This window comes from Promicromonospora sp. NPDC110617, assembly GCF_055598465.1.
This window is the reverse complement of record NZ_JBVKBM010000003.1, coordinates 261,645-285,869: the sequence shown is the minus strand read 5'-3', so window position 1 is coordinate 285,869 and position 24,225 is coordinate 261,645. Positions and strand designations below refer to the sequence as shown.

The following is a 24,225-nucleotide window of genomic DNA, read 5'->3' as shown; positions in this document are numbered from 1 at the left end:
GCGGAGTGCGTTCGTTCTCGGTCAGTCGTCCTGGTGTGGCCGCGGGCGGCGCAGCAGGCCGATGCGGGCGAACACGATCACGGCCAGGCAGAACGTCGCGATCATGAGGATCGAGCCCGCGACGGTGTGCGTCCAGCCGAAACCGGCCGGTCCCCACCGCGCCGATGCCTCGGCGACGAGCACGAGCCGCGCCGTGTTCACCAGGAGCAGGAGGGCCATGGTGGCGCCCGTCGCGGCGAGCAGGCGCACGGCCGGCGACCGCGGCCACAGGATCACGAGGAGGCCGCCGACGACCAGGACACCGCCGACGAGGAACGCCGCCGTGCACTCGGAGGTCACCACCAGCCCCGCCCAGGACGTGTCGTCGCCGGGGGTCTCCTGGTACAGGTACGTCGAGCCGGTGGTCAGCGTCCGCGAGGGCCGGCCGAGCAGATGCTGGAGAACCCAGGCCGCGACCCACGCCTCGCGGACCTGGAACGCGGCCGACGACGTCAGGACCAGGGCCCCGAGCGCCGCCATCCCGGCGCCGACTACGGCGCGGGACGCGACGGCGCGGGGCCGTCGTGAGCCCGCGGCGGCCGGTGGCCGGGTGGCCGCGGTCGTCACGGCGTGTCCGCCTCGGCTTCGGCCGCCCGGCGGAGCTTGCTCGCCCTGAGCAGCACGAAGCCGCCGACCACCAGGCCGATGGCCGCCGCCGAGATCCACAGCGACTCGAATCCGGTCGACGCGAGCGCGCCCGCTCCGACGACTCCTGTACCGATGCCGGTGCCGATGCCAGGGGTGTTGTACATGCCCGTTCCTCTCGGTGGGTGTTCGCGCCTGTCGTCGCGAATCGCTACATGGACGTAGACGGCACGGCCGCTGGGCCACGACGGGTCCGGCGCTGTGACCTGGGTCACATCAGCTCGACCTGACCGCTCGCGTGATCGCGTCGGTGAGCCACGGGGCGATCCACTCCATGCCGGGTCTCGTGAAGTGCACGGTGTCGATGTACACGGGCGCTCCACCCGGCGTCGTCTGCAGGCACTCCGTGGCGGTGCACACGTAGTCGTGCAGCTCGAGGATCTCGACGGCGTCGCGCGTGGCCGCGACCGCGCGGAGCTGCTCGGTGTGGCAGGCCGCCCACCCGGGCTCGGCGATGGGCGTGAACTCGCGCGAGGTCGCCAGCAGCACCCTGCGGCCGGGTGCGCCGTCGAGCACGATGTCGAGCGCCGACCCGAGCCGTTCCCGGTAGCGCTCGGCGTACTCCGACGAGCACGCGTCCATCCACCGGCCGGCGACGCGCTGCTCGGCGGCGTCCCACGCCAGGTTGAGCACCACGACGTCGGGCGCGGCGTCGCGAACCGCGGCACGCCAGCGTTCCTCCCAGGGCAGGCATCCAGGGGCGGGGCCCTGCTCGACCGCGGTGGTCCGGCTGGTCTCCGGGGAGAACACGCCGCAGCCGTTGAAGGCACCGTCGGTCACGGCGAACGCGTCGGGCGCGTAGGTCGTCAGCGCCGTCGCGTAGTCGTGACCCAGCGAGTCGCCGAGGACCAGCACCCGGGTGTCTCCGGAGCCCGACTCCTCGCGCACCAGGCCGGGCGCGACGACCAGGGCCCCGCACACCGCGACGCCGAGCACCGCGAACGCGACGCCGCCGGCCCGGTTCCAGCGCCGGATCCGCACCGGCTCACCGACGATGTGGTGCAGGAACGCGGCGAGCGCGATCGCCACCGGCAGGCCGACGAGCGCGACGAACGCCGGCCGGGGGTCCGGCAACGTCTTCTGCAGCACCCAGAAGAGCGGCATGTGCACCAGGTACAGGGCGTAGGAGAGCTTGCCGATCTCGACCAGGGGGCCGCGCGCGAAGAGCTTCGCCACGCCGGTGTCCTCCCGGGTGAGGGCCAGGACGAGGCCCGCCCCGAGGAGCGCGACCGTCGTCATGCCGCCGCTCTCGTAGAGCCACGGCGCCTCGTAGGTGGTGGTCCGCACCGACACGAGGACGATCGCGACCACCAGGGCCAGGGTGACCAGGTTCGCCAGCGGCGTCGGCAGGACGAACCGGGGCCGCACGCCGGCCGCCCGCCGCCGGAGCTGCCGCACGCAGACGATGGCCGCGAGCGACCCGACCATGAGGCCGACCCCGTGCGTGTAGGTGCCCAGGTACAGCAGGTCGGCGTTGGTCCCGTCGTACGAAAGCACGGTCGCGGCGGTCATCGCGGCGGCAGCCACCGCCGCGAGCGCCGCGATCACCGCGTGCCGACGGCGGACGACGACGGCGGAGACGACCGTGAGCAGGGGCGGCCACACGAGGTAGAACTGCTCGGTGACCGACAGCGACCACATGTGCGAGAGCGGACCGGCCACGCCCATGGTGTCCCAGTACGACTCGCCGCGGGCGACCTGCTCCCAGTTGGCGACGTGGAACAGCGACGCGACGCCCTGCTGCATCACGCGGTCGGCCTCGTCGCTGCGTCCGAGCCGTACAGCGGCGACCGCCGTCGCCCCGAGCACCACGAGCAGCGGGACCAGAAGCCGCTTCACCCGCCGGCGGTAGAACGCCCGGAGGCTGATGCGCCCGGTCCGCGACTCCTCGCGAAGCAGCGTGACGGTGATCAGGAAGCCGGAGAGCACCATGAACAGGTCCACCCCGAACAGGCCGTTGTGGTACAGGTTCGTGTGGAACATGAGCACGGAGAGCACGGCCACTCCCCGCAGCCCGTCGACCGCCCGGTAGTACACCGGGGGCAGGGGTAGGCGCTCGGGGGTGGGCGGTCCCGGCAGGGACACGCCGGTCGTGGTGGCGGCTCGGGCATCGTGGCCGCTGCGGGTCAGCGCCGTCATGCCGGCTCCGGACAAGGGCGGGTGGTGCGCGCGGTAGTCACACGGTCCACTGACGGCCGGCCGGACCGGCGATGACGGACGGACCGGACCGGTGTCACCCGGGCCGGAAACTCGGGGAGCTGTTCGGCACCACGGTCGCCTCGTCGCCCCGAGGTTCGCCCGTCACCGGCCCGCGGCGACCTCGTCGGTCAGGATGGCCCGCTCAAGCGGGCCGCACTCCGAGCAGAGAGACCTGAGATGAACTCCTCGCGTAGCCGCCAGATCGCGGTGCTGTACGGGACCAGGCCGGAGGCCGTGAAGCTCGCCCCTGTCGTCAACGAGCTCAGGCGCCGCACCCGGGATGTCCCGCTGGTGGTCACGTCCGGTCAGCACCGGGGCATGCTCGACCAGGTCAACACCCTCTTCGGCATCGTCCCGGACCACGATCTCGGCCTGCTGCGGCGCGGGCAGTCGCTCGACGACATCCTGATCGGCGCCATCCGCGGCTTCAGCGAGTACCTCGACACGCACCCGGTGGACGCCGTCGTCGTGCAGGGCGATACCACCACGGCCTTCGCCGGCGCGCTGACCGCCTACCACCGGCAGATCCCCGTCGTGCACGTCGAGGCAGGCCTGCGCACGGGCGACGTCTACTCGCCGTTCCCCGAGGAGGGCAACCGCAGGTTCATCAGCGCCATGGCCACCCGGCACTGCGCGCCCACCGTGAGCGCCGCCCACAACCTGCATCGCGAGCGCGTCCCCGAGCAGGACGTCGTGGTCACGGGCAACACCGTCATCGACGCCCTGATGTACACGGCGTCCAGGCCGGTCGAGGTCGGGGACCCCGCGCTGGAGGCGACCCTTCAGGGCGGCAGGCGCCTCGTCCTGGTGACGGCGCACCGGCGCGAGTCCTGGGACGACGGGATCGCCCGGGTCGCGCGGGCCCTCGTCCAGGTCGCCGAGAGGTTCCCGGACGTCGTTCTCGTGGTGCCGCTGCACGGCAACCCGAAGGTGCGCGAGGCGATCGTGCCGGAGGTCGCGCGCACCCCGAACATCCTGCTCACGGAGCCGCTCCCCTACGCGGAGTTCTGCCGTGTCCTGTCCCGCGCCAGCCTCGTCGTCACCGACTCGGGCGGGGTCCAGGAGGAGGCGCCGGCCTTCGACGTACCCGTCGTGATCACGCGCGACACCACCGAGCGCCCGGAGCTCCTCGAGACCGGCGGGGGCGTGCTGGTCGGCACCGACCCGCAGCACATCGCGGACACGGTGAGCAGGCTGCTCACCGACCGGGAGCTGCACCGCCGCATGGCCTCCGCCCCCAGCCCGTTCGGCGACGGCCACGCCGCCGAACGCGTGGTCGACGTCATCGAGAACATGTTCTCCGGCCGCCGTGCGGAGAGCGCCGGCGCCTGGGCGACGGTGGCGGCCCGCTGACGACGGGAGCCCCCCGGCCGGCGTGGGTGCCCGACCTGCTGGGGAGGTCGGGCACCCGCGCCCTCACCGCTCGTTCGGGATCAGCCGCCACGCGACCACGGCGGCGACCGCGACCAGCACCGCCGCCACGACGCACGTGGTCTGCAGCGAGGCGACGAACGCCTCCCGGGCCGCCTCCAGCACGGCCGCCCCGGCGGCCCCCTGGTCGCCCGCGACCGTCACCGCCGAGGCGAGCGAGTCGCCCGCCCGCGCGGCGTCGTCGGGCGTCAGGCCGTCCGGGAGCGCGACGCGGGACTGGTAGCCGAGCGTGACCAGCGAGCCGAGCACGGCCACGCCCAGCGCGACGCCGAGCTCGTACGCCGTCTCGGAGATCGCCGAGGCGCCGCCCGCCTTGGCCGGCGGGACGGCGGAGACCACGGCGTCCGTGGTCAGGGTCATCGCGAGCCCCACGCCGAGGCCGGCCGGGACCAGGGCGAGCGCGAGCCACACGTAGTGCTCGGCGCCCTCCGCGATCGCGATGCCGACCATCCCGAGCGCGGTGACCGCCAGACCGAGCGCGATGGCGCGCCCCCGCCCGAACCGGCGCAGCGACCAGCCCACCACCACGACCACGGCGATGGACGCGATGGTGGCCGGCAGCTCGGCGACGCCCGCGACCAGCGGCGAGAACCCGCGCACGAGCTGCAGGTACTGCGAGAAGAAGAACAGCATGCCGGTCAGCGCGAAGATCGCGATGAGGTTGGCCGCCACGGCCCCGCTGAACGCCGGCACCTTGAACAGGCCGACGTCGAGCAGCGGGCCGCGGCCGTCGGCCGCGAGCCGGTTCTGCCGCTTCACGAACCAGACGCCGGAGCCCACCGCGAGCGCCAGCACGCCGATCGCGAGCGCGTCGACACCCTCGGCCGCGGCGTGCTTGATGGCCCAGACCAGCGGCATCACGGCGGCGAAGGACAGCAGCACCGACAGGAGGTCGAGGCGGCCGGGGTGCGGGTCCTTGGCCTCGGGCAGCAGCACGGCGCCCGCGACCACGAGGACCAGCACGACGGGCACGTTGACGAGGAAGACCGAGCCCCACCAGAAGTGCTCCAGCAGGAGCCCGCCGACGAGCGGCCCGATCGCGGCGCCGCCGCCCGCCGCGGCGGACCAGACGGCGATGGCCCGGCTGCGCTCGGCCGCGTCGGGGAACAGGGTGCGGATCAGGGACAGCGTCGAGGGCATGATCGTGGCGCCGGCCACGCCGAGCAGCAGGCGGGCGGCGATCAGCGTCTCGGCGTTGGGCGCGAAGGCGGCCAGGGCCGAGGCGACGCCGAACGCGGTGGCGCCGACGAGCAGCAGGCGCTTGCGCCCGATCCGGTCGGCCAGGGTACCCATGGTGACCAGGAGCCCGGCGATGGCCAGCGAGTAGATGTCGCCGATCCACAGGACCTGGGTGGCCGTGGGCGCGAGGTCGCGGGTGAGCGACGGCACGGCCAGGTAGAGCACGGTGCCGTCGATCGCCAGCAGGCCGACCGCCAGCACGAGGACGGCGAGCGCGGCCCACCGGCGGCGCACGGAGAGAAGGGGAGCAGGAGCGGTCACCCGCATAACTGTACCGTCTAGCCGGTACAGTTTTCTAGGACGTGGCGTGTGACCCGGCCTATAGTGCGTGCCGGGCAGTGCATCGGATGCGAGGTGGTGGCAGTGGGCCGGACGGCGGGCAGGAGCCCGGAGCAGACGCGCGCGGCGATCCTGGACGCGGCGGGCCGGCTGGTCCGCGAGCGCGGGGTCTCCGCGAGCCTGGACGACGTCGCGCGCCGGGCGGGCGTGTCCAAGGGCGGGCTGCTCTACCACTTCGCGAGCAAGCACGACCTGCACCTCGCCCTGGCGACCGAGTGGCTGGAGCGGTTCCGCACGGCGGTGCTCGCCGCGATCCCGGCCGACGACGCCGCCCCCGGCCGCCTCACCCGCGCCTACGTGCGCGTGTCGATCGACGGTGCGCTGGACGCTGCGGCCTCCCGGGACGCGCTGGTGGTGATCGCGCACCTGTCGAGCGTGGACGCCGTCATCGACCTGGCCCGCGCGGACGCGCGCCGGTGGAACGACGACCTGCGGGCGGACGGCCTGCCCGAGGACGTGCTCTCGCTCGTGGTGGCGGCGGCGGACGGCGCGAGCGCGCAGCCCGCCTGGGGCGGCGAGCCGACGCCGGAGGAGCTGGCCCGGCTGCGCGAGCAGCTGCTGGCGCTCACCGCGCCCCCGGCCTGACGGCGGCAGGCGGTACCCGCCACCGTCGTCAGACCGCCCCGCTCCCCCGGTCGAACCGGTCGCGACTCTCGCGGAGCTGCTGCCCGTGGTCCTGCGCCCAGTCCACGAAGCCGTGGGCCAGGTCCATGAGCTTCCAGCCGAGCGGGGTCAGCTCGTACTCGACGCGCGGCGGCACCTCGGCATAGGCGGTGCGGGTGACCATCCCGTCGCGCACCAGGCCGCGGAGGGTCTTGCTGAGCATCCGGTGCGAGACGCCGGCCACGACCGCCTGGATGGCGGAGAAGCGCTGCGGCCCGTCGGAGAGGGAGGCCACCACGAGCAGCGTCCACCGGTCGGCGACCTGGCCCATGAGGTCCCGGGTCAGCTCGTGCGTCTCGCTGTCGCACGGCGAGTCGGGCCCCCCGGGCATCCTGGCCGCCAGGCTGTCCAGACGCGTGTCACGCGAGATCGGCGCCATGCCGCATTGCTTCCTCTCCGGTAACCGACGAACTGCAAAGTGCGTAATTGAAATCCGGATTACCCGCGTCTCCGCACTGTTGTGTCACGTGGACCAACCACCCCGGCCCTGCGTTCGTTCCCGCGCCCGGGGGTCCATCAACAGCACACCCGGAAGCGAAGGACGAGCAATGCTCAAGATCGGAATCATCCTCGGCAGCACCCGCCCCGGCCGGAACGGCGAGGCCGTGGCCAAGTGGGTCTACGAGATCGCGTCGCAGCGCACGGACGCCGAGTTCGAGCTCGTCGACCTGGCGGACTACCCCCTGCCCCACCTCGACGAGCCCATGTCCCCGGCCATGGGCCAGTACGCCCACGACCACACCAAGGAGTGGGCCGCCAAGGTCGCCGAGTTCGACGGCTACGTGTTCGTGACGCCGGAGTACAACCATTCCACCTCGGGTGTGCTCAAGAACGCCCTCGACTTCGTCTACGGCGAGTGGAACAACAAGGCGGCCGGCATCGTCTCCTACGGCGGTGTCGGCGGTGCCCGCGCCGCGGAGCACCTGCGCCTCATCCTCGCGGAGCTGCAGGTCGCCACGGTGCGCCAGCAGGTCGCGCTGTCGCTGATCACCGAGTTCGAGAACTACTCGGTGTTCAAGCCGGGCGAGCACCTGACCCCCGCGCTGGACACGCTGCTGGACCAGACGGTCGCCTGGTCCGGCGCGCTGGAGCCGCTGCACGCCTGACCAGCCCGCTGAGTGCGGGGTGTCTGCGCTTCTGAGCGGTCCAGAAGCGCAGATACCCCGCACTCAGCGGAGGCGTCAGCGGCGGAAGGTGCGCAGCCGCAGGCTGTTGCCCACCACGAACACGCTGGAGAACGCCATCGCGGCGCCGGCCAGCATCGGGTTGAGCAGGCCGAGGGCCGCCAGCGGGATCGCGGCGACGTTGTACCCGAAGGCCCAGAACAGGTTGGTCCGGATGGTGCCGAGCGTGCGGCGCGACAGCCGGATCGCGTCGGCGGCCGAGGTGAGGTCGCCGCGCACGAGCGTGATGTCGGCGGCCTCGATCGCGACGTCCGTGCCCGTGCCCATCGCCAGGCCCAGGTCGGCCTGCGCGAGCGCCGGGGCGTCGTTGACGCCGTCCCCGACCATCGCCACGATCCTGCCCTCGGCCTGCAGCTTCGCCACGACGTCGGCCTTGTCCTGCGGCATGACCTCGGCGATCGCCTCCGTGATCCCCACCGCGGCGGCGACCTGCTCGGCCACGGCCCGGTTGTCGCCGGTGAGCAGCACGGGCGTGAGGCCGAGCGCCACGAGCTGGGCGACGGCGTCGGCGCTGGTCGGCTTGACCTGGTCGGCCACGACGAGGATGCCGCGGGCCTCCCCGTCCCAGCCGACGGCGACCACGGTCCGGCCCTCGCCCTCCGCGCGGGCCTTGGCCCGGGCCAGGTCCTGAGGCAGGTACTGCGACCAGTCGGCGAGCAGGCTCTCGCGCCCGACGACGACGGCGTGCCCGTCGACGACGCCCTGCACGCCCTGGCCCTGGACGCTCTCGAACGACTCGGGGACGGGCAGGTCACCGACCTCCTGGGTGGCGCCCTTGGCGACGGCCTGCGCCACCGGGTGCTCGGAGGCGTCCTCCAGGGCGCCCGCGAGCCGCAGCAGCTCCTCGCGCGAGGTGCCGTCCGCGGGGACGGCCTCCTGGAGCGTCATCCGGCCGGTGGTGACCGTGCCGGTCTTGTCGAGCACCACGGTGTCGACCTTGCGGGTGGACTCCAGCACCTCCGGCCCCTTGATGAGGATGCCGAGCTGGGCCCCGCGGCCGGTGCCCACCAGCAGCGCGGTGGGCGTGGCCAGCCCGAGGGCGCACGGGCAGGCGATGATCAGCACCGCGACGGCCGCGGTCAGGCCGGCCGCCGCGGGGAACCCGGCGCCGAGCCAGAAGCCCAGGGTCGCCACCGCGATCGCGATGACCACCGGCACGAAGATCCCGGAGACCCGGTCGGCCAGGCGCTGGATCTCCGCCTTGCCGGACTGCGCGTCCTCGACCAGGCGCGCGATCCGCGCGAGCTGGGTGCCCGACCCGACCTCGGTGGCCCGCACGACGAGGCGGCCGCCCGAGTTCACGGTCGCCCCGGCCACGGTGTCGCCGACGCCGACCTCGACGGGGACGGACTCGCCCGTGAGCAGCGACGCGTCGATCGCGGACGAGCCGGCGACGACCACCCCGTCCGTCGCGACCTTCTCCCCCGGCCGCACCACGAACTCGTCGCCCACGGCCAGGCTCTCGACCGGCACGCGCGTCTCGGCGCCGTCGCGCAGCATCGCGACGTCCTTCGCGCCCAGCTCCAGCAGCGCGCGCAGCGCGGCACCCGCCCGGCGCTTGGACCGCTTCTCGAAGTAGCGCCCGGCCAGCACGAACATCGTGACGCCGGTGGCCACCTCCAGGTAGATGTTGGCGGCGCCGTCGGACGGCGCGACTGTCAGCTCGAACCCGTGCGTCATCCCGGGCTCGCCCGCCGTGCCGAGGAACAGCGCGTACAGGGACCAGCCGAACCCGGCCAGCACCCCCAGCGAGACGAGGGTGTCCATCGTCGCCGCGCCGTGCCGCAGGTTGGTCCACGCCGCCCGGTGGAACGGCCAGGCGCCCCACAGCGCGACGGGGGCGGCCAGGACCAGCGACGCCCACTGCCAGTACGTGAACTGCCAGGCCGGGACCATCGCGAGCGCGATCACCGGCACGGTGAGCACGACCGTCGTGATCAGCCGGCCCCGCAGCGCGGACAGCTCCCGGTCCTGCGCGCCGGCCGCGCCGTCGTCCTCCGCGGGCGCCTCGGGGGGCGCGGGCAGGACGGCGGCGTAGCCGGTCTTCTCGACCTCGGCCACCAGGGCGCCCAGGTCGTACCCGGCGGGTGCGGTGACCTTTGCCTTCTCCGTGGCGTAGTTGACGCTCGCGGTCACGCCGTCGAGGCGGTTGAGCTTCTTCTCGATCCGCATGGCGCACGACGCGCAGGTCATGCCGCCGATCTCCAGGTCGACCGTGGTCGTCGGCTCGTCCGTGCGGGACGTGGTGCCGGACATCAGCCCCTCCCCTTCGTGTCCAGGACGAAGCGCGCGGTGTGCACGTCCCCGTCCACCTTGAAGTCCAGGTACAGCAGGTAGCGGCCCGGGGTGGGCGCCTCGGTCATGAACGTGACGTCCGGCCCGGACACCGCACCCGGCTCGGGCTCGTCGCCCTCGGGGTGCACATGCAGATAGGCCAGGTCGCCCGCGCGCAGCGCGACGAGGTGCCCGAAGGCGCCGAGGTACGGCTCCAGGTCCGTGACCGGCTCACCGTCGCGCGTGACGGTCGCCGTCAGCGTCGACTCCCCGCTCGCGCTCAGGTCCCCCGTGAGGGTCGCGGTGTAGCCCCCGGTCGTGTCGGACGCCGACACCGCCGTCGCCGGCCGGGAGTCGAGGTCACCCGCGACGTCGACCGTCCGGCCGAGCGTCAGGTTCTCGCCGGTCGCCACCCCGGCCGCCTGGGGAACGAAGTCCGCGAGCACGCGGTAGGTGCCCGCCTCCTCCCAGGTCCACGGCATCGACCAGACGCCGTCGGCCGCCATCGTCGGGTGCACGTGCCGGAACTGCTCGCCGTCGGAGCGAACGACGACCAGGTGCAGCTCCTTGTCGTGCTCCGTGGCGAACTCGGTGACCGCCGTGCCGTCGGCCGACGTGATCAGGAACGAGAGCGTGCCCCGCTCGCCCACCTCGTCCGGGACGGTCACCGGGCTCAGGAGCAGGCCGTCCTGCTCCAGCGACAGCCCGCGCACCGGCGCCGGGCCGGCGCCCTCCTGCCCATGGGCGCCCGCAGGCTCCTCGTCCGGCGCGGCGCCCGCGTCCCCGTGGGCCGCGCCGGCCATCTCCATGTCGTCGGCCCCGTCGGCCCCGGCCGCCGCCGACCAGGCGACGACCGAGGCCTCCGGGACGACCGCGCCCGCGACGGCGAAGGACGCGACGAACAGCGCCGCCAGTCCCCCGCCGTACAGGCCCAGCCGCTGGGGCGCGTTCATGAGAGACGCGCCGCCTCGTATCCCGCCTCGTCCACGGCGGCCAGGACCGCGGTCTCGTCCAGCGCCGCGGCGCTGCGGACCACGAGCCGGCCGGTCGCCGCGCTCACCTCGACCTGCTCCACACCCGGGAGGCGGCTCACCTCGCCGCGCACCGACATCTCGCAGTGCCCGCAGGTCATCCCCGTCACCTGGTACTCGCTCGTCGTCATCGTCTCGCCTCTCGGTGTTGATACCTTGCTACCCCTAGGGGGTAACCGTATGTCGCTCACCATATACCCCTGAGGGGTATCGCGCGCAACATCGCACCCGCCCTCGCCCGACAGAAAGGTGGTGCACCGCACCCTCCGCCCCTGGCAGGGTGGCGCGATGGACGCCACCGGGAACGAGACGCGGGCCGCCTGGGCCGTCGCGGCGCGCAAGTACGAGGACGAGTACGCCGAGCACCTCGAGCTGGCCCGCACCGCCGAGCTCCTGCCCGCCGAGGTCGACGCCCTCGGCGACCTGGTCGCCGGCGCCGACGTGGTGCACCCGATGAGCGGCCACGGGCTCGACGACATCGCGCTCGCGCGCCTGGGGGCACGGTCCGTGCACGGGCTCGACTACAGCGAGGCCGCCGTCTCCAGCGCGCAGCGGCGGGCGGACGAGCTCGGTCTGCCGTGCCGGTACACCCGGGCGACCCTGCCCGCGAGCGGCCTGGAGACGGCGTGCGCCGACCTGGTCTACACCGGCAAGGGCGCCCTGATCTGGCTGGCCGACCTGGGCGCGTTCTTCACGGAGGCACACCGCCTGCTCCGGCCGGACGGCCGCCTCTACGTCTACGAGGCGCACCCGCTGGTGCCGCTGTGGGACTGGGACGCCGACCAGATCCAGGTGCGCCCCGACCGGGGTTACTTCGCTCCCGCGCACGTGAACGACACCTTTCCCGGCAACGGCGCCGTGGAGCGGCAGCACACGCTCGCGGGCATCGTCACGGCCTGCCTGGGCGCGGGCTTCGAGATCGAGGAGCTGCACGAGCACCCCGAGCCGTTCTGGCGTCCCGAGGGCTTCACCGCCGTCGCCTGGGACGGGCGCGTGCCCAACACGTTCAGCCTCCGCGCGCGGCGAGCCTGACGGCTACCGTACGGACATGTTTCCGCTGGAGATCGTCCCTGTCGCGATATTCGTCGTCCTGCTGTTCCTGTACCTGACCGTCAGCGGCCATCTGCGCGAGAACGGAAAGGCGGTCGAGCGGGTCGAGCGCAAGCTGGACCTGGTGATCAAGCACCTCGGGATCGAGGGGCCGGCCGCCGAGGGGATCCCGCCGGAGACGCTGAGCGAGATCGACCGGCACATCCTGGCCGACCGCCGGATCCAGGCGATCAAGCTGTACCGGGGCGCCACCGACGCGGATCTCGTCGAGGCCAAGGAGTGGGTCGACCGGCGCGCGGAGTCCTTCTGACCCGTCGTCGCGCCGACCCCTCGTCGCGACGCGCCCCGCGACGTCCGGCCTCGTCATTCACGCGGCGGAAGAACCGTATTTCGGCGACAATTCACCTCCTCCGTCGATAGGGTTACCGACGTTGCGCCTGTGTAGTGACCGGGCGGACTTTCTTTTTGTGGAGTGATGATCAGGAGGACGCATGAGCTTTGCCTCACGCGTATTTGAGAACCGTCGGTCGGTCGTCTCGGTGGGGGTGGTGGCGCTCTTCGGCGCGGGTCTGGTCGGCTTCGCGCTCCTGTACGACGGCGAGGCCACCGCCGACGTCGACCTGAACGACTCGGGCGTCTGGGTGACCCAGACGGCGAAGGGCAACCTCGGCCGGTTCAACTACGAGGCCAAGACCATCGACGGCGTGCTCGTGGCGGGCGCGGGGAGCTTCGACGTGGAGCAGAACGCCCAGCGCGTGCTCCTCGACAGCACGGGCAGCTCGTCCGCGAGCCCGGTGAACCCGGCGCAGCTCGCGTTCGACACCACGATGAACTACCCGGCGGGCGCGCAGGTCGCCGCGGGCGGCGCCACCACGGCGGTGTACGACGGCGAGACCGGCCGGGCGTGGGTGATCCCGTTCGACTCGGCGGCGTTCGACGAGAAGGTCAAGCCCACGGTCGAGGCGGGCCAGGGCGGCAAGCTCGCGGTGGGCAAGGACGGCACCGTGTTCCTGGCCGTGCCGGCCGACGGCAAGCTCTACACGATCCCCACCAGCTCGCAGGGCGTCGCCGAGGACGCCGACGAGTCGTCGCTCCCCGTGAGCCCCGACGCCACGGTGCTGGTCTCCGCGGTGGGTGACCAGCCCGTGGTGCTCGACCAGTCCACCGGCAACCTCGTGCTGCCGGGCGGCGACACCGTCACGATCGAGGAGGGCGCGCAGAGCATGCTGCAGCAGCCCTCCGACGAGGCGGAGAACGTGGTGCTGGCCACCCCGAAGGCGCTGGTGACGGTGCCGGTCGGCGGCGGGAAGCCGACCACGTTCGGCTTCCAGGGCGCGGCCGGCGGCACGCCGTCCGCCCCGGTGCAGCTCGGGGGCTGCCTCTACGGGGCGTGGGCCGGCGGCCAGGTGCTCCGGGACTGCGAGGGCACGGACAACGACGTCAACGAGGTGCTCGAGGGCGTGAGCGCCGGGATGAACCTCGTCTACCGGGTCAACCGGAACGTGATCGTGCTCAACGACATGGCGGGCGGGCTGCTGTGGATGGCCGCCGAGAAGTTCGAGGTGGTCGACACCTGGAAGCTCACGATCCCCAAGGACGGCAAGGGCGAGAAGACCGAGACCGAGGAGGCCACGCCGGAGCAGGTCGACCAGGCCGTGGCCGACCGCAGCAAGCCCAACCGCGCGCCCAAGGCGGTGGACGACACGTTCGGCGTGCGGCCCGGCCGCACCACGGTGCTCAACGTGCTGGGCAACGACTCGGACCAGGACGGCGACGTGATGGTGGCGTCGGTCAAGGGTGAGGTCGAGGGTGACATCGCGGTGGACCGCGTGCTCGACGGCACCGCGCTGCAGGCGAACGTGCCCGACGGCGCGACCGGGACCACCAGCTTCACGTACGAGGTGAACGACGGCCGGGGTGGCGTCGACGAGGGCTCCGTGGACGTCAAGGTGGTGCCGCCGGAGGAGAACAACGCCCCCGAGCAGCCGGGCAAGCCGGTGCTCGCGGTGGGCCAGGGCGGCCTGGGCACCATCAAGGTCCTGCCGTACTTCAAGGACCCGGACGGCGACGACATGTTCCTGTCCAGCGCCACCACGGCCGACCCGCTGGACGAGGTGCGGTTCCGCCCGGACGGCACCGTCGAGTTCCGGGACGGCGGCACCGTGACGGGCAACAAGATCGTCGACGTCCTGGTGTCGGACGCCATGGGCCAGTCCTTCCCCGGCACGCTGATCGTCAACGTGGTCGCCACCAACGTGCCGCCGGTCGCGGTGCAGGACCACGTGGCCGTGCTGGCGGGCGAGCCGGTGACGGTGGACCCGGTGGCCAACGACTTCGACCCCAACGGCGACGACTTCCGGCTGATCCGGGTCGAGGACAAGCAGGGCGCGACGATCACGACCAACGCCACGGCCGAGACCTTCAAGTTCCAGTCGGACACCCCCGGCTCGTACGACGTGATCTATCACGTCAGCGACGGCCTCGCGCCGACGATGGGTCTGGTACGCGTGGACGTGGTGGAGCCGCCGGAGGAGTCCGGGGCGCCCGTCGCGGTCTCCGACCAGGTGCTGCTGCCGGCCGGCGGCACCGCCCTGGTGGACGTGCTCGCCAACGACACCGACCCCGCGGGCGGCGTGCTCGTGGTGCAGGGGGTCAGCGTGCCCGGCGACGCGCCGGTGACCGTGTCGGTGCTCAACCACCAGATCCTGAAGGTCTCGGAGGTCAAGCGCCTGGAGGGTCCGGTGACCCTGAGCTACAAGGTGGCCAACGGCACGAGCACGTCCACCGGTCAGGTGCGTGTGGTGCCGATCCCGGCGCCGGCCCAGCTGCGCCCGCCGGAGGCGGGTCCCGACGAGGCGACGGTGCACGTCGGTGACGTGGTGACGATCCCGGTGCTGAAGAACGACACGCACCCGGACGGCCTGGAGCTGACGCTGACCGACGAGCTGCAGGAGTCGCCGCCGGCGTCGGCGGGCGAGGCGTTCGTCTCGGAGGACACGGTGCGGTTCCGGGCCGGCCAGGAGGCCGGGACGTACCACGCCGTCTACGAGGTGAGGGACGCCAACGGGCAGAAGGACTCGGCCCAGGTCACGATCAACGTGCTCGACGCACCGGAGAACTCCGCCCCGCAGCTGCCCGACGTCGAGGCCCGGGTGCTCAGCGAGGGCGTCGTCCGGATCCCGCTGCCGCTGGACGGCACGGACCCCGACGGCGACTACGTCTCCCTGAGCTCGATCTCCGCGGCGCCGTCGCAGGGCACCGCCACGATCGTGGACGGGTTCATCGACTACGCGGCCTCCGCGGGCTCGGCGGGCCTGGACACCTTCACCTACCAGGTCACCGACACGCGCGGCGCCCCCGCCGAGGGCGTCGTCCGGGTCGGCATCGCGGTGCCCCCGGCGTCCAACCAGGACCCGCAGGCGGTCGACGACGTGACGACGGTGCGGCCCGGCCGGACCGTCGCGGTCGCGGCCCTGGAGAACGACTCGGACCCCGACGGCAACCAGATCGGACTGGTGGCGAAGGGCTTCGAGGGCACGGGCGACCTCGAACCCAAGGCGGTGGACGACGACGTCGTGGTCACCGCACCCGAGACGGAGGGCCCCTACTCCTTCTACTACGGCATCCAGGACACCTACAAGGCCCGCGCCAGCGGCGCCATCACCGTGAACGTGGACGCGAACGCGCCGCTGCTGCGGCCGATCGCCCACGACGACGTCGTGACGGTCGACGACGTGGAGGGGTCGAGCAGCGTCACGCTCGACGTGCTGGCCAACGACGTGGACCCGGACGGCGTGGCCGCCGACCTCGATGTCTCCGTGGACGGGGACCGGGAGGGCGTGACCGTCACCGAGTCCGGCGCCGTCAAGGTGGAGCTGACGCAGGACGCCCAGGTCATCACCTACACCGTGACCGACATCGACGGCCTGGAGGCCAAGGCGTTCATCCGCGTGCCGGGCGACCAGTCCCGGCCGCACGTCAAGCCGGGCCTGGAGCCGCTCAAGGCGACCAGCGGCGAGCCGCTGACGATCGACATCGCGGACTACGTGGTGGTGCGCGACGGCACCGAGCCGCGGATCACCGAGGACCGGACGGTCAAGGCGCTGGAGGGCACGGTCGCGGTCGAGGACCACGACACGATCGTCTACACCTCCACCGCGGACTACGCCGGAGCCGCGGCGGTCAGCTTCGAGGTGACCGACGGCGACGGGCCCGACGACACCGAGGGCCTGACGGCGGTCCTCAGGCTGCCGATCGACGTGACGCCGTCGAAGAACATGCCGCCCAAGATCACCGGGACGCCGGTGCTCAGGGTCGCCCCGGCCGAGATGGCCGAGGTCGACCTGTCGCGGTACGCCAGGGATCCCGACAAGGACCCGCTGACCTTCGAGGTCAAGGGCACCGAGAAGATCATCACGTCCGTTACGGGCACGACCGTGCGCGGCGAGGTCGACGCGTCGGTGCCGAAGGGCACGTTCCAGGAGATCCCCATGACGGTCTCGGACGGCAAGAACCCGCCCGTCGAGGCCGAGCTGACCGTCGAGGTGGTGCCGTCGACCCGGGAGAAGGCCAAGACGACGCCGGACGTGGTGCTCGACGCCCACCAGGGCGAGGCCACCACGGTCCCGGTGCTGAGGAACGACACCAACCCGTTCCCGGAGACCCCGCTCAAGGTGGTCGACGCGGCGCGCGAGACGGGCCAGGGCGAGGTCTCGCACAACGGCTCCGAGGTGATCGTCACCCCGGGCGCCGACTTCACCGGCGTCATGACCGTGCGCTACCGCGTGCAGGACGCGACCGGTGACCCCGACCGTGAGGTCGACGGCATCGCGAAGCTGACCGTGCTGGGCCGGCCCGAGGCGCCGCGCGCGCCGCGGGTCGAGGAGGTGCGCTCGGAGACCGTCGTGCTGAGCTGGGACCAGCCCAACAACAACGGGTCGGAGATCACCGGCTACACCCTGCGGACGCAGACCGGCCAGGAGCACGCCTGCAAGACGACCACCTGCACCTTTGACGGGCTCAAGAACAACGTGAAGTACCGGTTCACGGTCACCGCGACCAACGAGGTGGCCGAGTCCGACCCGTCACCGGCGTCCCGCGAGGTGCGCCCCGACGAGAAGCCGGACAAGCCCGAGCCCCCGACGCTCGACTTCGACGACCGGAGCCTGAAGGTCAGCTGGAAGAACAAGGCCTACACGGACCGCTCGCCGATCGAGTGCGTCAACCTGGAGATCAGCCCCGCGCCGGCGAACAACGTGACCCAGAAGGCCTGCGTCCAGAACACCTCGGTCGAGTGGTCGGGGCTCGAGAACGGCACGGCGTACACGGTGCGGGTGCAGGCCAAGAACGAGGCCGACAGCCCGTCGGACTGGAGCGACCCCTCCGCGCCGGAGACCCCGGCCGCTCCCCCGGCTCAGCCGGCCGCGCCGACCGCGCAGCGCGTGGACACGGGCGTGGGCGGCCAGATCACCGTGTCGTGGACGGCCCCGGCCAACAACGGCGACGCGGTGAAGATGTACTACCTGAACGTGTACAAGGACGGATCGAAGGTCAACACCATCCCCGTCACGGGTACGTCGAAGCCGGTCCAGAAACTGAGCACCACCTCGACCTACACGTTCACGGTCCAGGCCGAGAACAAGGCGGGACGCTCCGAGGCCAGCCCGCAGTCGAACGCGGTGGTCCCGTACGGCGTGCCGAAGAAGCCCGGCCAGCCCACGGCGAAGCTCGGGTCGAACACGAGCAACCAGGCGGACGTGAGCTGGGCCGCGATCCCGAGCTCGGAGTTCCGCGGCAGGAGCCCGCGGTACGAGGTCACGCACAACAACGGCACGGAGCACCCCAGTGCGGGCAACTCGACGACGTACACCTACAAGAGCCTGACCAACGGGACGGCGTACACGTTCCAGGTGCGGGCGTGCAACGCCGACGCCTGCTCGGACTGGTCCGCCGCCTCGAACGCGGTGACCCCGTACGGCCCGCCGAAGACGCCGACGATCACGGCCACCGCCGGGATCGGCAAGGTCACGTTCACGTGGGACGCACGGGCGGAGAACGGCCTGCCCACGACCGCGCGGGTGACCGGCGCGATCAGCAGCACGGCCAAGAACGGCACCGCGTCGGCCACGGCCGGCGAGGGCCAGACCAAGGAGGCCTGTGTCACGGTGACCGACTCCCAGAACCGTACGGCCCGCGCCTGTGACTCGGCTGCGGCCCTGACGCCGCGGGCCTGGGTGACCGTGGGCGGCAACAGCGGTGACTGCGCGAGCTGCCGCAACTGGGTGCTGAACTGGTCGGGCTTCGACACGGGCAACCATCAGGCGGCCTGCTGGGCGGGCAACACCCAGAAGTACGACCAGGACAGCCCGACCGTCTGGCACGACATCCACCCGCCGCACGCCACCAGCTGGGGCGGCAGCACCACGTACCCGATGAACGGGGCCAACGGCAACCGAACGCTCTCGTGCTTCATGAGCGCCAAGTACAACGGGGCCGAGGTCGCCTTCATGGTCGACGGGAAGCTGTACCAGGTCTCCAGGTGGAACAGCTGACGCCGGTCGACCGGAACGGCTGACGTCAGTCCTCGCGGGGCGCACGGGCAACCGTGCGCCCCGCGCTTTCGTTCCGCAGGCGAAATGCACCACTTGTCGCTACGCTGCCGCCGACGCCGGGTTCGACCAATTGGTCCGCTCTGCACTGAGTCGTGTCCACGACCTGGATCTCGAACGTAAGGACCGCGATGCTCGTTCAGGCCTTCACCACCAGCCTGATGGACGGCCAGCCGACCGTCGACAGCGCACCGACGACGTCGGTCTGCCGGAGCTACGGGAACCATCCGGGGGTCCGGACACCGGCCGAGCACGGCGAGTACTGCGCCGTCGTGGACCACGCGCCGCTCCCGCCGGCGTCGCAGGACGACGAGCTGAGCGTGCACCGCGGGGCCGCCGTCGACATCGGCGACGGCTGGGCCTTCTTCGACAGCCTCGCCCCGGCGGCGTGCTTCGTCCGTGCGGGCCTGCTGTCCAACCTGAGCCCGTCGTGGGACCTCTTCGAGGCCGCCGAGGTCCGGTCCTGGTGCACGGAGCACTGCTGCGACGAGCTGGCGCTCGTGCTCGGACGCCAGGTCCACGAGGCGGCCGAGATCGACGCGTTCTTCGCGCAGTTCGCGGCCTCCCTGGCCGCATAGGACACGTCCCGGACGCAGAGGGCACGCACGGAGCCGGCCCGGCACGACACAGGTCGTACCGGGCCGGCTCGTCATCGGTGGGATCCCCGGCCGGCGGGGTCCCGGGTCAGCGCGTCCGGTCCTCCTCCTCCGGCATCCGGCCCAGGGCCGTCGCCAGCGCCTGGCCGAGCTCGCGCCGGCGGCGGACCAGGAGCCCGCCCGCCGTGAGCAGCAGGAGCGTGGTGGTCACGAGGGTCGCGACGTCCGCGCCGGTGGCCGCGAGGCCGCCGCCGTCCCCGGAACCGCCCCCGTTCCCACTACCCGAACCATCGCCCGAGCCGCCGCCCGAGCCGTCCACCGAGGTGGGCTCGACCTCGAACCGCGCCAGGGCGGAGTCGCCCGCGGCGGCGCTGGTGGCGATGCCGACGTGCGTCCCGGTCGCCAGGTCCGCCGGGACCGTGAAGGTCCACCGGACCTCGCCGGACTCGTCGGCCGCCCGGCTGGTCAGCACGATCTCGGAGGACCGCACCGTGCCGCTGACCAGCTCACCGGGCTCGAACCCGGAGGCAGAGAACGTCTGGCTGTCCCCCGCGACGACCGAGTCCTTCGCGAACCATGCCCGCAGCGCACGGGCGCCGTCGGCGGAGACCTCGATGGGCACCTCGGCGCCCTCGCTGCCGTCCTCCGGCTCGGCGACGATGACGTGGAGACCCGGCTCGGCGTCCTCCGGGACCGTGATGGTGACGGTGAACCCGCAGGTCTCGTCCGGGACCACCACGACGGGCTCGCCGACCGGCTCCCCGGCGGCGTCGGTCAGCGTGACGCTCACGTCCACCCCGGCGGGGAAGCCCGTGCCGGTGACCGTGACCTCGCCGCCGGCCTCGACGGTGCTCGGGTCGGCCACCAGGGTCGGGTCCGTGCACGCCTCGCCGGGCGCCGCCGCGACGGTCAGCACCACCTCGGCCGCCTCACCGGTGGCGTCGTCGGTACCGACCACCGGGTAGTCGGCCGGCACGGCGTCCTCGGGCACCGTCAGGTCGGTGACGAAGGCACCGTTCTCGTCGGTGTCCACGGCGACCGGGTCACCGACGGGGTCGTCGTCCGACTCCGTGAGCTGGACCGTGGCCGTCGAGTCCGGGGTGAACCCCTCGCCCGTCACCTCCGTGGTACCGCCCGGGGCCACCTCGGACGGGTTCAGCACCAGCATCGGCGTGATCGCGGAGGGGTCGGCGACGATCCGCAGGCTCGCGGTCGCCGGGATCCCGGTCGGGACGTCGGTGCCGGTCACCTCGTGCTCGACCAGGGCCGCGTCCTCGGGCAGCGGCACCTCGTGCTCGAACGCGCCGTCCCCGTCGGTCGGGACGAGGGCGGTGTAGAGAACGCCCTGGTCGCTGGTGATCTCCAGGTCCACCGTCGCGTCCGGCGTGTAGCCGGTGCCGGTGACGACGACGTCGTCCCCCGGGGCCGCCTCGGACGGGTCGACCGCGATCTGCGGCGTGATGTCCGCGGGACCCTCGACCGTGAGCGGCGCCTCGGCGCCCTCGCTGCCGTCCTCGGGCTCGGCCACCACCTCGTAGTCACCGGGTTCGGTCCCCTCGGGGACCGTGTACGGGGTGGCGAACGAGCAGGTCTCGTCCGGCGTGACCACGACCGGATCGCCCACCGGGTTGCCGTCCGCGTCGGTGAGCTGGACCGTCACGTCGACGCCGGCCGGGAAGCCGGTACCGACGACGGTGACGTCGGTGCCCGCGGGGGCCGAGTCCGGCGTCACCGTGATCGCGGGCGCCGTCTCGCACTGCTCGGCGGCCGTGATCACGGTCAGCGGTGCCTCGGCGGGGGTACCCGTGGTGTCGTCCGTGCCGACGACCGTGTAGTCGCCCGGCTCGGCGTCCTCCGGGACGACCAGCGGCGTCGTGAAACCGCCGTCCGCGTCGGTGTCCACCGTGACCGGGTCACCCACCGGGTTGCCGTCGGCGTCCGTGAGCTGCAGCGTCACGGTGGCGTCGGGCGTGTAGCCCGTGCCGGTCACCGTCGTCGTGCCGCCCGGCGCGACCTCCGCCGGGGCGACCGTCAGCTCGGGGGCGATGTCCGCGCCCTCGACCGTGAGCGGCGCCGTGGCGCCCTCGCTGCCGTCCTCGGGCTCCGCGCCGACCTCGTAGTCGCCGGGCTCGGTGCCCTCGGGCACGGCGTAGTCCGTCGTGAAGCCGCAGGCGTCGTCAGCGGTCACCGTCACCGGCTCACCGATCGGCGCGCCGTCGGCGTCGAAGAGCTGGACCGTGACGTCGCCGCCGGCCGGGAAGCCGGTACCCACGACCGTCACCGTCCCGCCCGCGGGCACGGAACCGGGCGTCACCGTGATCGCGGGCGCCGTCTCGCACTGCTCGGCGGCCGTGATCACGGTCAGCGGCGCCTCGGCGGGGGTGCCCGTCGTGTCATCCGTGCCGACGACGGTGAAGTCGCCCGGCTCGGCGTCCTCCGGGACGACCAGCGGCGTGGTGAAGCCGCCGTCCGCGTCGGTGTCCACCGTGACCGGGTCACCCACCGGGTTGCCGTCGGCGTCCGTGAGCTGCACGGTCACGGTGGCGTCCGGCGTGTAGCCGGAACCCGTCACCGTGGTGGTGCCGCCCGGCGCGACCTCCTCGGGGGCGACCGTGATCGCCGGGTCGATCGCCGCGGCCGGGGTGACCGTGAGCGGCGCCTCGGCGGGGGTACCCGTGGTGTCGTCCGTGCCGACCACCGTGTAGTCGCCCGGCTCTGCGTCCGCCGGGACACACAGCTCCGCGGTGAACGCGCCCGTGTCGTCGGTCTCGGCGGTGACGGGGTCACCGACCGGGTTGCCGTCGGCGTCGGTGAGCTGGACGGTCACGGTGCTGTCCGGCGTGTAGCCGGTGCCCGAGACCTCCGTGCACTCACCCGGGACGACCTCGGTCGGGTCTACCGTGAGCTCCGGCGTGATGGCCGGTGCCTCGGTCACCGTGAGCGGCGCCTCGGCGGGGGTACCCGTGGTGTCGTCCGTGCCGACGACGGTGAAGTCGCCCGGCTCGGCGTCCTCCGGGACGACCAGCGGCGTGGTGAAGCCGCCGTCCGCGTCGGTGTCCACCGTGACCGGCTCACCGACGGGGTTGCCGTCCGCGTCCGTGAGCTGCACCGTCACGGTGGCGTCCGGCGTGTAGCCCGCGCCGGTCACGGTGGTGGTGCCGCCCGGCGCGACCTCGGCGGGGTCCGCCGTCAGGGTCGGGGCGAGGGCCGCGAGGTCACACGCGTCGACGCGCACGCCGGCGTTGCCGAGCCCGATCCGGCCGGCGTCGGCCGACTGCACCAGGCCCAGGCTGAGCGCGGACACCTCGACCTGGCCGAGCAGCTCGTCGCCGCCGGCCGTGGTGCAGGTCGCCGTCTCCTGGTGGTTGATCTGCAGGGAGACGAACTGGACCAGCACGTCGAACACGGGCGACAGCGCCGCCCCGATGGTCGAGGTGATGCCCGACTTGAGGTCGTTGATCAGCAGGTCGAAGATCTGGTCGCCCTCGTCGCTGATGACCAGGTCGTAGACCGTGCCGAAGATCGGCGCCGCCGCGTTGCCCAGGCCGTTGATCGTGGTGGCCAGCAGCGTGCCGGTGATCGCCTGCGTCCCGGTGCTGTTGTTCACGACCTGCGGGAAGTCGCCGTTCACGGCGTCCGCCAGGGGCACCGACCAGGACACGTCCAGCGTGCCGAGCGGGGACTCGTCGAAGAACGCGATGTTGATCGTCACGGCGTTCAGGGAGTCCTCGATCGCGCCGATCATGATGCGCGTGGCCTCCTGCATGATCTCGTGCACGCCCTCGGCGATCTGCGGGTACGTCTGGTCGTCCAGCACCTCGTAGTTGGGTGCCAGGCCGTTCATGCCGACGTCGTCGCCACCGCCCCAGGGGTCGTTGCCCTCGACCAGGTGCTCCAGGTGGAGCTGCAGCTCACCGGTGGAGAAGTCGATGGTCACGAGCTGGTTCGCCGAGGTGATGGGCTCGCCCACCACCGACTGGAACAGCGTCTCCTGCATGTTCGAGTCCACGGTGACCGTCGGCTCCGGGATCCCCGGCACGGCCGACAGCAGGGCGGTCAGCTCCGACACGTCGAACGTGTCGTTGACCAGGGTCTCGATCTGCGAGTCCACGGCGCCGCCGATGTCGAAGATCGTGCCGGCGGCGTCCTCGATGACCGGCGAGTGGAGCAGGAGGGTGCCGTCGCCGAGCCGGTACTGGCCCGGGCCGGTCACTCCGCCGTCGGGGTCGAGGATCACGCCGTCCTCGGCGGTGACCTCCGCGGCCAGGGCGCCGAGCTCGATCGTGAGCTGGTCCACCACCGCGTCCGAGATGCCGTCGACGCCGGCGAGCCGGGCCAGCGACAGCACGTCGATGCTCGCCGCGCCGAACGCGTCCTCGGCGCCGTCGAGCGTGACGCCGCCGTCGGCGCCCAGCAGGCCGGACACGGCGTGCGCGTCGGCCGGGCCGGACGCCTCGCTCGTGCTGGCGAGGGCACCGATCTGGCCGAAGTCGAGGAACTGGTCCACGGGGAGCTGGAGGTCACCGAGCGCGAGCACCTGCGAGCCGAGGACGTCGACGTCCAGGTTCTCCGTGTTCGGCCCCGGGTTGCTCACCGACCCCGCGTCGGAGGTCGCCGCGCCCAGCAGCGCCTGCTGCATCAGCTCGGCCGCCAGCACGCTGGCCGCGGCCTCCGCGGGCTCGTCGGGGTAGTTGTCCACGGCCGCGGCGGGAAGGCCCGCCGTCGTGGCGATGAGGGCTGAGGCGGCCACCACGGCGAGTCCGCGGCGCCACCTCGCGCCACTCCGCCTCCTGGTACGACCTGTCGGCACATGCGTCGGAATCACGAAGATCACTCCTCACGTTCGCGCGTCTCGTGACGGCGTCTGGGTGACGTGCAGGCCGCGACGAGAATGCTGCGGGCCCGGTCTCAGAAGACACACGTTCCC

Annotated in this window: 16 protein-coding genes; 7 read left to right on the top strand and 9 right to left on the bottom strand. The window is 72.6% G+C overall.

Going from position 1 to position 24,225, the window contains the following annotated elements; all coding sequences use genetic code 11:
* Positions 1–21 precede the first annotated feature (21 nt).
* The 3 genes from ACZ7LE_RS19000 to ACZ7LE_RS18990 form a co-directional block, all read right to left on the bottom strand.
* A complete protein-coding gene (locus tag ACZ7LE_RS19000; protein WP_470404807.1) occupies positions 22–606 on the bottom strand; it encodes an exosortase/archaeosortase family protein in 585 nt (194 codons plus the stop codon).
* Entirely contained in the window at positions 603–791 is a 189-nt protein-coding gene (locus ACZ7LE_RS18995; RefSeq protein ID WP_470404806.1) for a hypothetical protein, read from the bottom strand. Before ACZ7LE_RS18995 ends, ACZ7LE_RS19000 begins: the two co-directional genes overlap by 4 nt.
* A 109-nt stretch (positions 792–900) precedes the next feature.
* Positions 901–2,823 carry an acyltransferase family protein gene (locus tag ACZ7LE_RS18990; RefSeq protein ID WP_470404805.1) on the bottom strand — a complete coding sequence of 641 codons (1,923 nt, stop codon included), beginning with the start codon at positions 2,821–2,823 and terminating at the stop codon, positions 901–903.
* 237 nt (positions 2,824–3,060) lie between these two features.
* Between ACZ7LE_RS18990 and wecB the strand changes: the two genes are divergently transcribed.
* Positions 3,061–4,236 (top strand): non-hydrolyzing UDP-N-acetylglucosamine 2-epimerase, encoded by a 1,176-nt coding sequence (wecB, locus tag ACZ7LE_RS18985; protein WP_470404804.1) that lies wholly within the window; start codon positions 3,061–3,063, stop codon positions 4,234–4,236.
* A gap of 63 nt (positions 4,237–4,299) precedes the next feature.
* Here the strand turns inward: wecB and ACZ7LE_RS18980 are convergent, their stop codons facing one another.
* The gene (locus tag ACZ7LE_RS18980) at positions 4,300–5,820 is read right to left on the bottom strand and encodes an MFS transporter (RefSeq protein ID WP_470404803.1); all 1,521 of its coding nucleotides are present in this window, start codon (positions 5,818–5,820) and stop codon (positions 4,300–4,302) included.
* 87 nt (positions 5,821–5,907) lie between these two features.
* On the opposite strand from ACZ7LE_RS18980, the gene ACZ7LE_RS18975 reads away from it, so the two are divergent.
* A complete protein-coding gene (locus ACZ7LE_RS18975) occupies positions 5,908–6,477 on the top strand; it encodes a TetR family transcriptional regulator (protein WP_470404802.1) in 570 nt (189 codons plus the stop codon).
* 28 nt (positions 6,478–6,505) lie between these two features.
* Here ACZ7LE_RS18975 and ACZ7LE_RS18970 read toward each other — a convergent pair whose 3' ends face one another.
* Positions 6,506–6,934 carry a winged helix-turn-helix transcriptional regulator gene (locus ACZ7LE_RS18970; protein ID WP_470404801.1) on the bottom strand — a complete coding sequence of 143 codons (429 nt, stop codon included), beginning with the start codon at positions 6,932–6,934 and terminating at the stop codon, positions 6,506–6,508.
* Positions 6,935–7,103: 169 nt separating this feature from the next.
* Between ACZ7LE_RS18970 and ACZ7LE_RS18965 the strand changes: the two genes are divergently transcribed.
* The gene (locus tag ACZ7LE_RS18965) at positions 7,104–7,661 is read left to right on the top strand and encodes an NADPH-dependent FMN reductase (RefSeq protein ID WP_285107052.1); all 558 of its coding nucleotides are present in this window, start codon (positions 7,104–7,106) and stop codon (positions 7,659–7,661) included.
* A gap of 75 nt (positions 7,662–7,736) precedes the next feature.
* Here the strand turns inward: ACZ7LE_RS18965 and ACZ7LE_RS18960 are convergent, their stop codons facing one another.
* The 3 genes from ACZ7LE_RS18960 to ACZ7LE_RS18950 are packed head-to-tail and all read right to left on the bottom strand — an operon-like array spanning position 7,737 to position 11,175.
* Positions 7,737–9,995 carry a heavy metal translocating P-type ATPase gene (locus ACZ7LE_RS18960; RefSeq protein WP_470404800.1) on the bottom strand — a complete coding sequence of 753 codons (2,259 nt, stop codon included), beginning with the start codon at positions 9,993–9,995 and terminating at the stop codon, positions 7,737–7,739.
* Positions 9,995–10,966 (bottom strand): heavy-metal-associated domain-containing protein, encoded by a 972-nt coding sequence (locus ACZ7LE_RS18955; RefSeq protein WP_470404799.1) that lies wholly within the window; start codon positions 10,964–10,966, stop codon positions 9,995–9,997. Before ACZ7LE_RS18955 ends, ACZ7LE_RS18960 begins: the two co-directional genes overlap by 1 nt.
* Positions 10,963–11,175, bottom strand: a complete 213-nt coding sequence (locus ACZ7LE_RS18950; RefSeq protein ID WP_470404798.1) for a heavy-metal-associated domain-containing protein — start codon at positions 11,173–11,175, stop codon at positions 10,963–10,965. The genes ACZ7LE_RS18955 and ACZ7LE_RS18950 overlap by 4 nt, the downstream gene beginning before the upstream one ends.
* A 157-nt stretch (positions 11,176–11,332) precedes the next feature.
* Here ACZ7LE_RS18950 and ACZ7LE_RS18945 point away from each other — a divergent pair, with 157 nt between their 5' ends.
* The 4 genes from ACZ7LE_RS18945 to ACZ7LE_RS18930 all read left to right on the top strand — a co-directional run bounded on the left by ACZ7LE_RS18945 (position 11,333) and on the right by ACZ7LE_RS18930 (position 19,280).
* Complete coding sequence (locus ACZ7LE_RS18945; protein ID WP_470404797.1) at positions 11,333–12,076, top strand: class I SAM-dependent methyltransferase; 744 nt, start codon at positions 11,333–11,335, stop codon at positions 12,074–12,076.
* Positions 12,077–12,092: 16 nt separating this feature from the next.
* Positions 12,093–12,404 carry a hypothetical protein gene (locus tag ACZ7LE_RS18940; protein ID WP_470404796.1) on the top strand — a complete coding sequence of 104 codons (312 nt, stop codon included), beginning with the start codon at positions 12,093–12,095 and terminating at the stop codon, positions 12,402–12,404.
* Between the two features lie 181 nt (positions 12,405–12,585).
* On the top strand, positions 12,586–18,645 hold the full coding sequence (locus ACZ7LE_RS18935; RefSeq protein ID WP_470404795.1) for an Ig-like domain-containing protein: 6,060 nt from the start codon (positions 12,586–12,588) through the stop codon (positions 18,643–18,645).
* A 188-nt stretch (positions 18,646–18,833) separates the two neighbouring features.
* Positions 18,834–19,280 (top strand): hypothetical protein, encoded by a 447-nt coding sequence (locus ACZ7LE_RS18930; RefSeq protein WP_470404794.1) that lies wholly within the window; start codon positions 18,834–18,836, stop codon positions 19,278–19,280.
* A gap of 106 nt (positions 19,281–19,386) precedes the next feature.
* Here ACZ7LE_RS18930 and ACZ7LE_RS18925 read toward each other — a convergent pair whose 3' ends face one another.
* Positions 19,387–24,048, bottom strand: a complete 4,662-nt coding sequence (locus tag ACZ7LE_RS18925) for a choice-of-anchor G family protein (protein ID WP_470404793.1) — start codon at positions 24,046–24,048, stop codon at positions 19,387–19,389.
* Positions 24,049–24,225 lie beyond the last annotated feature (177 nt).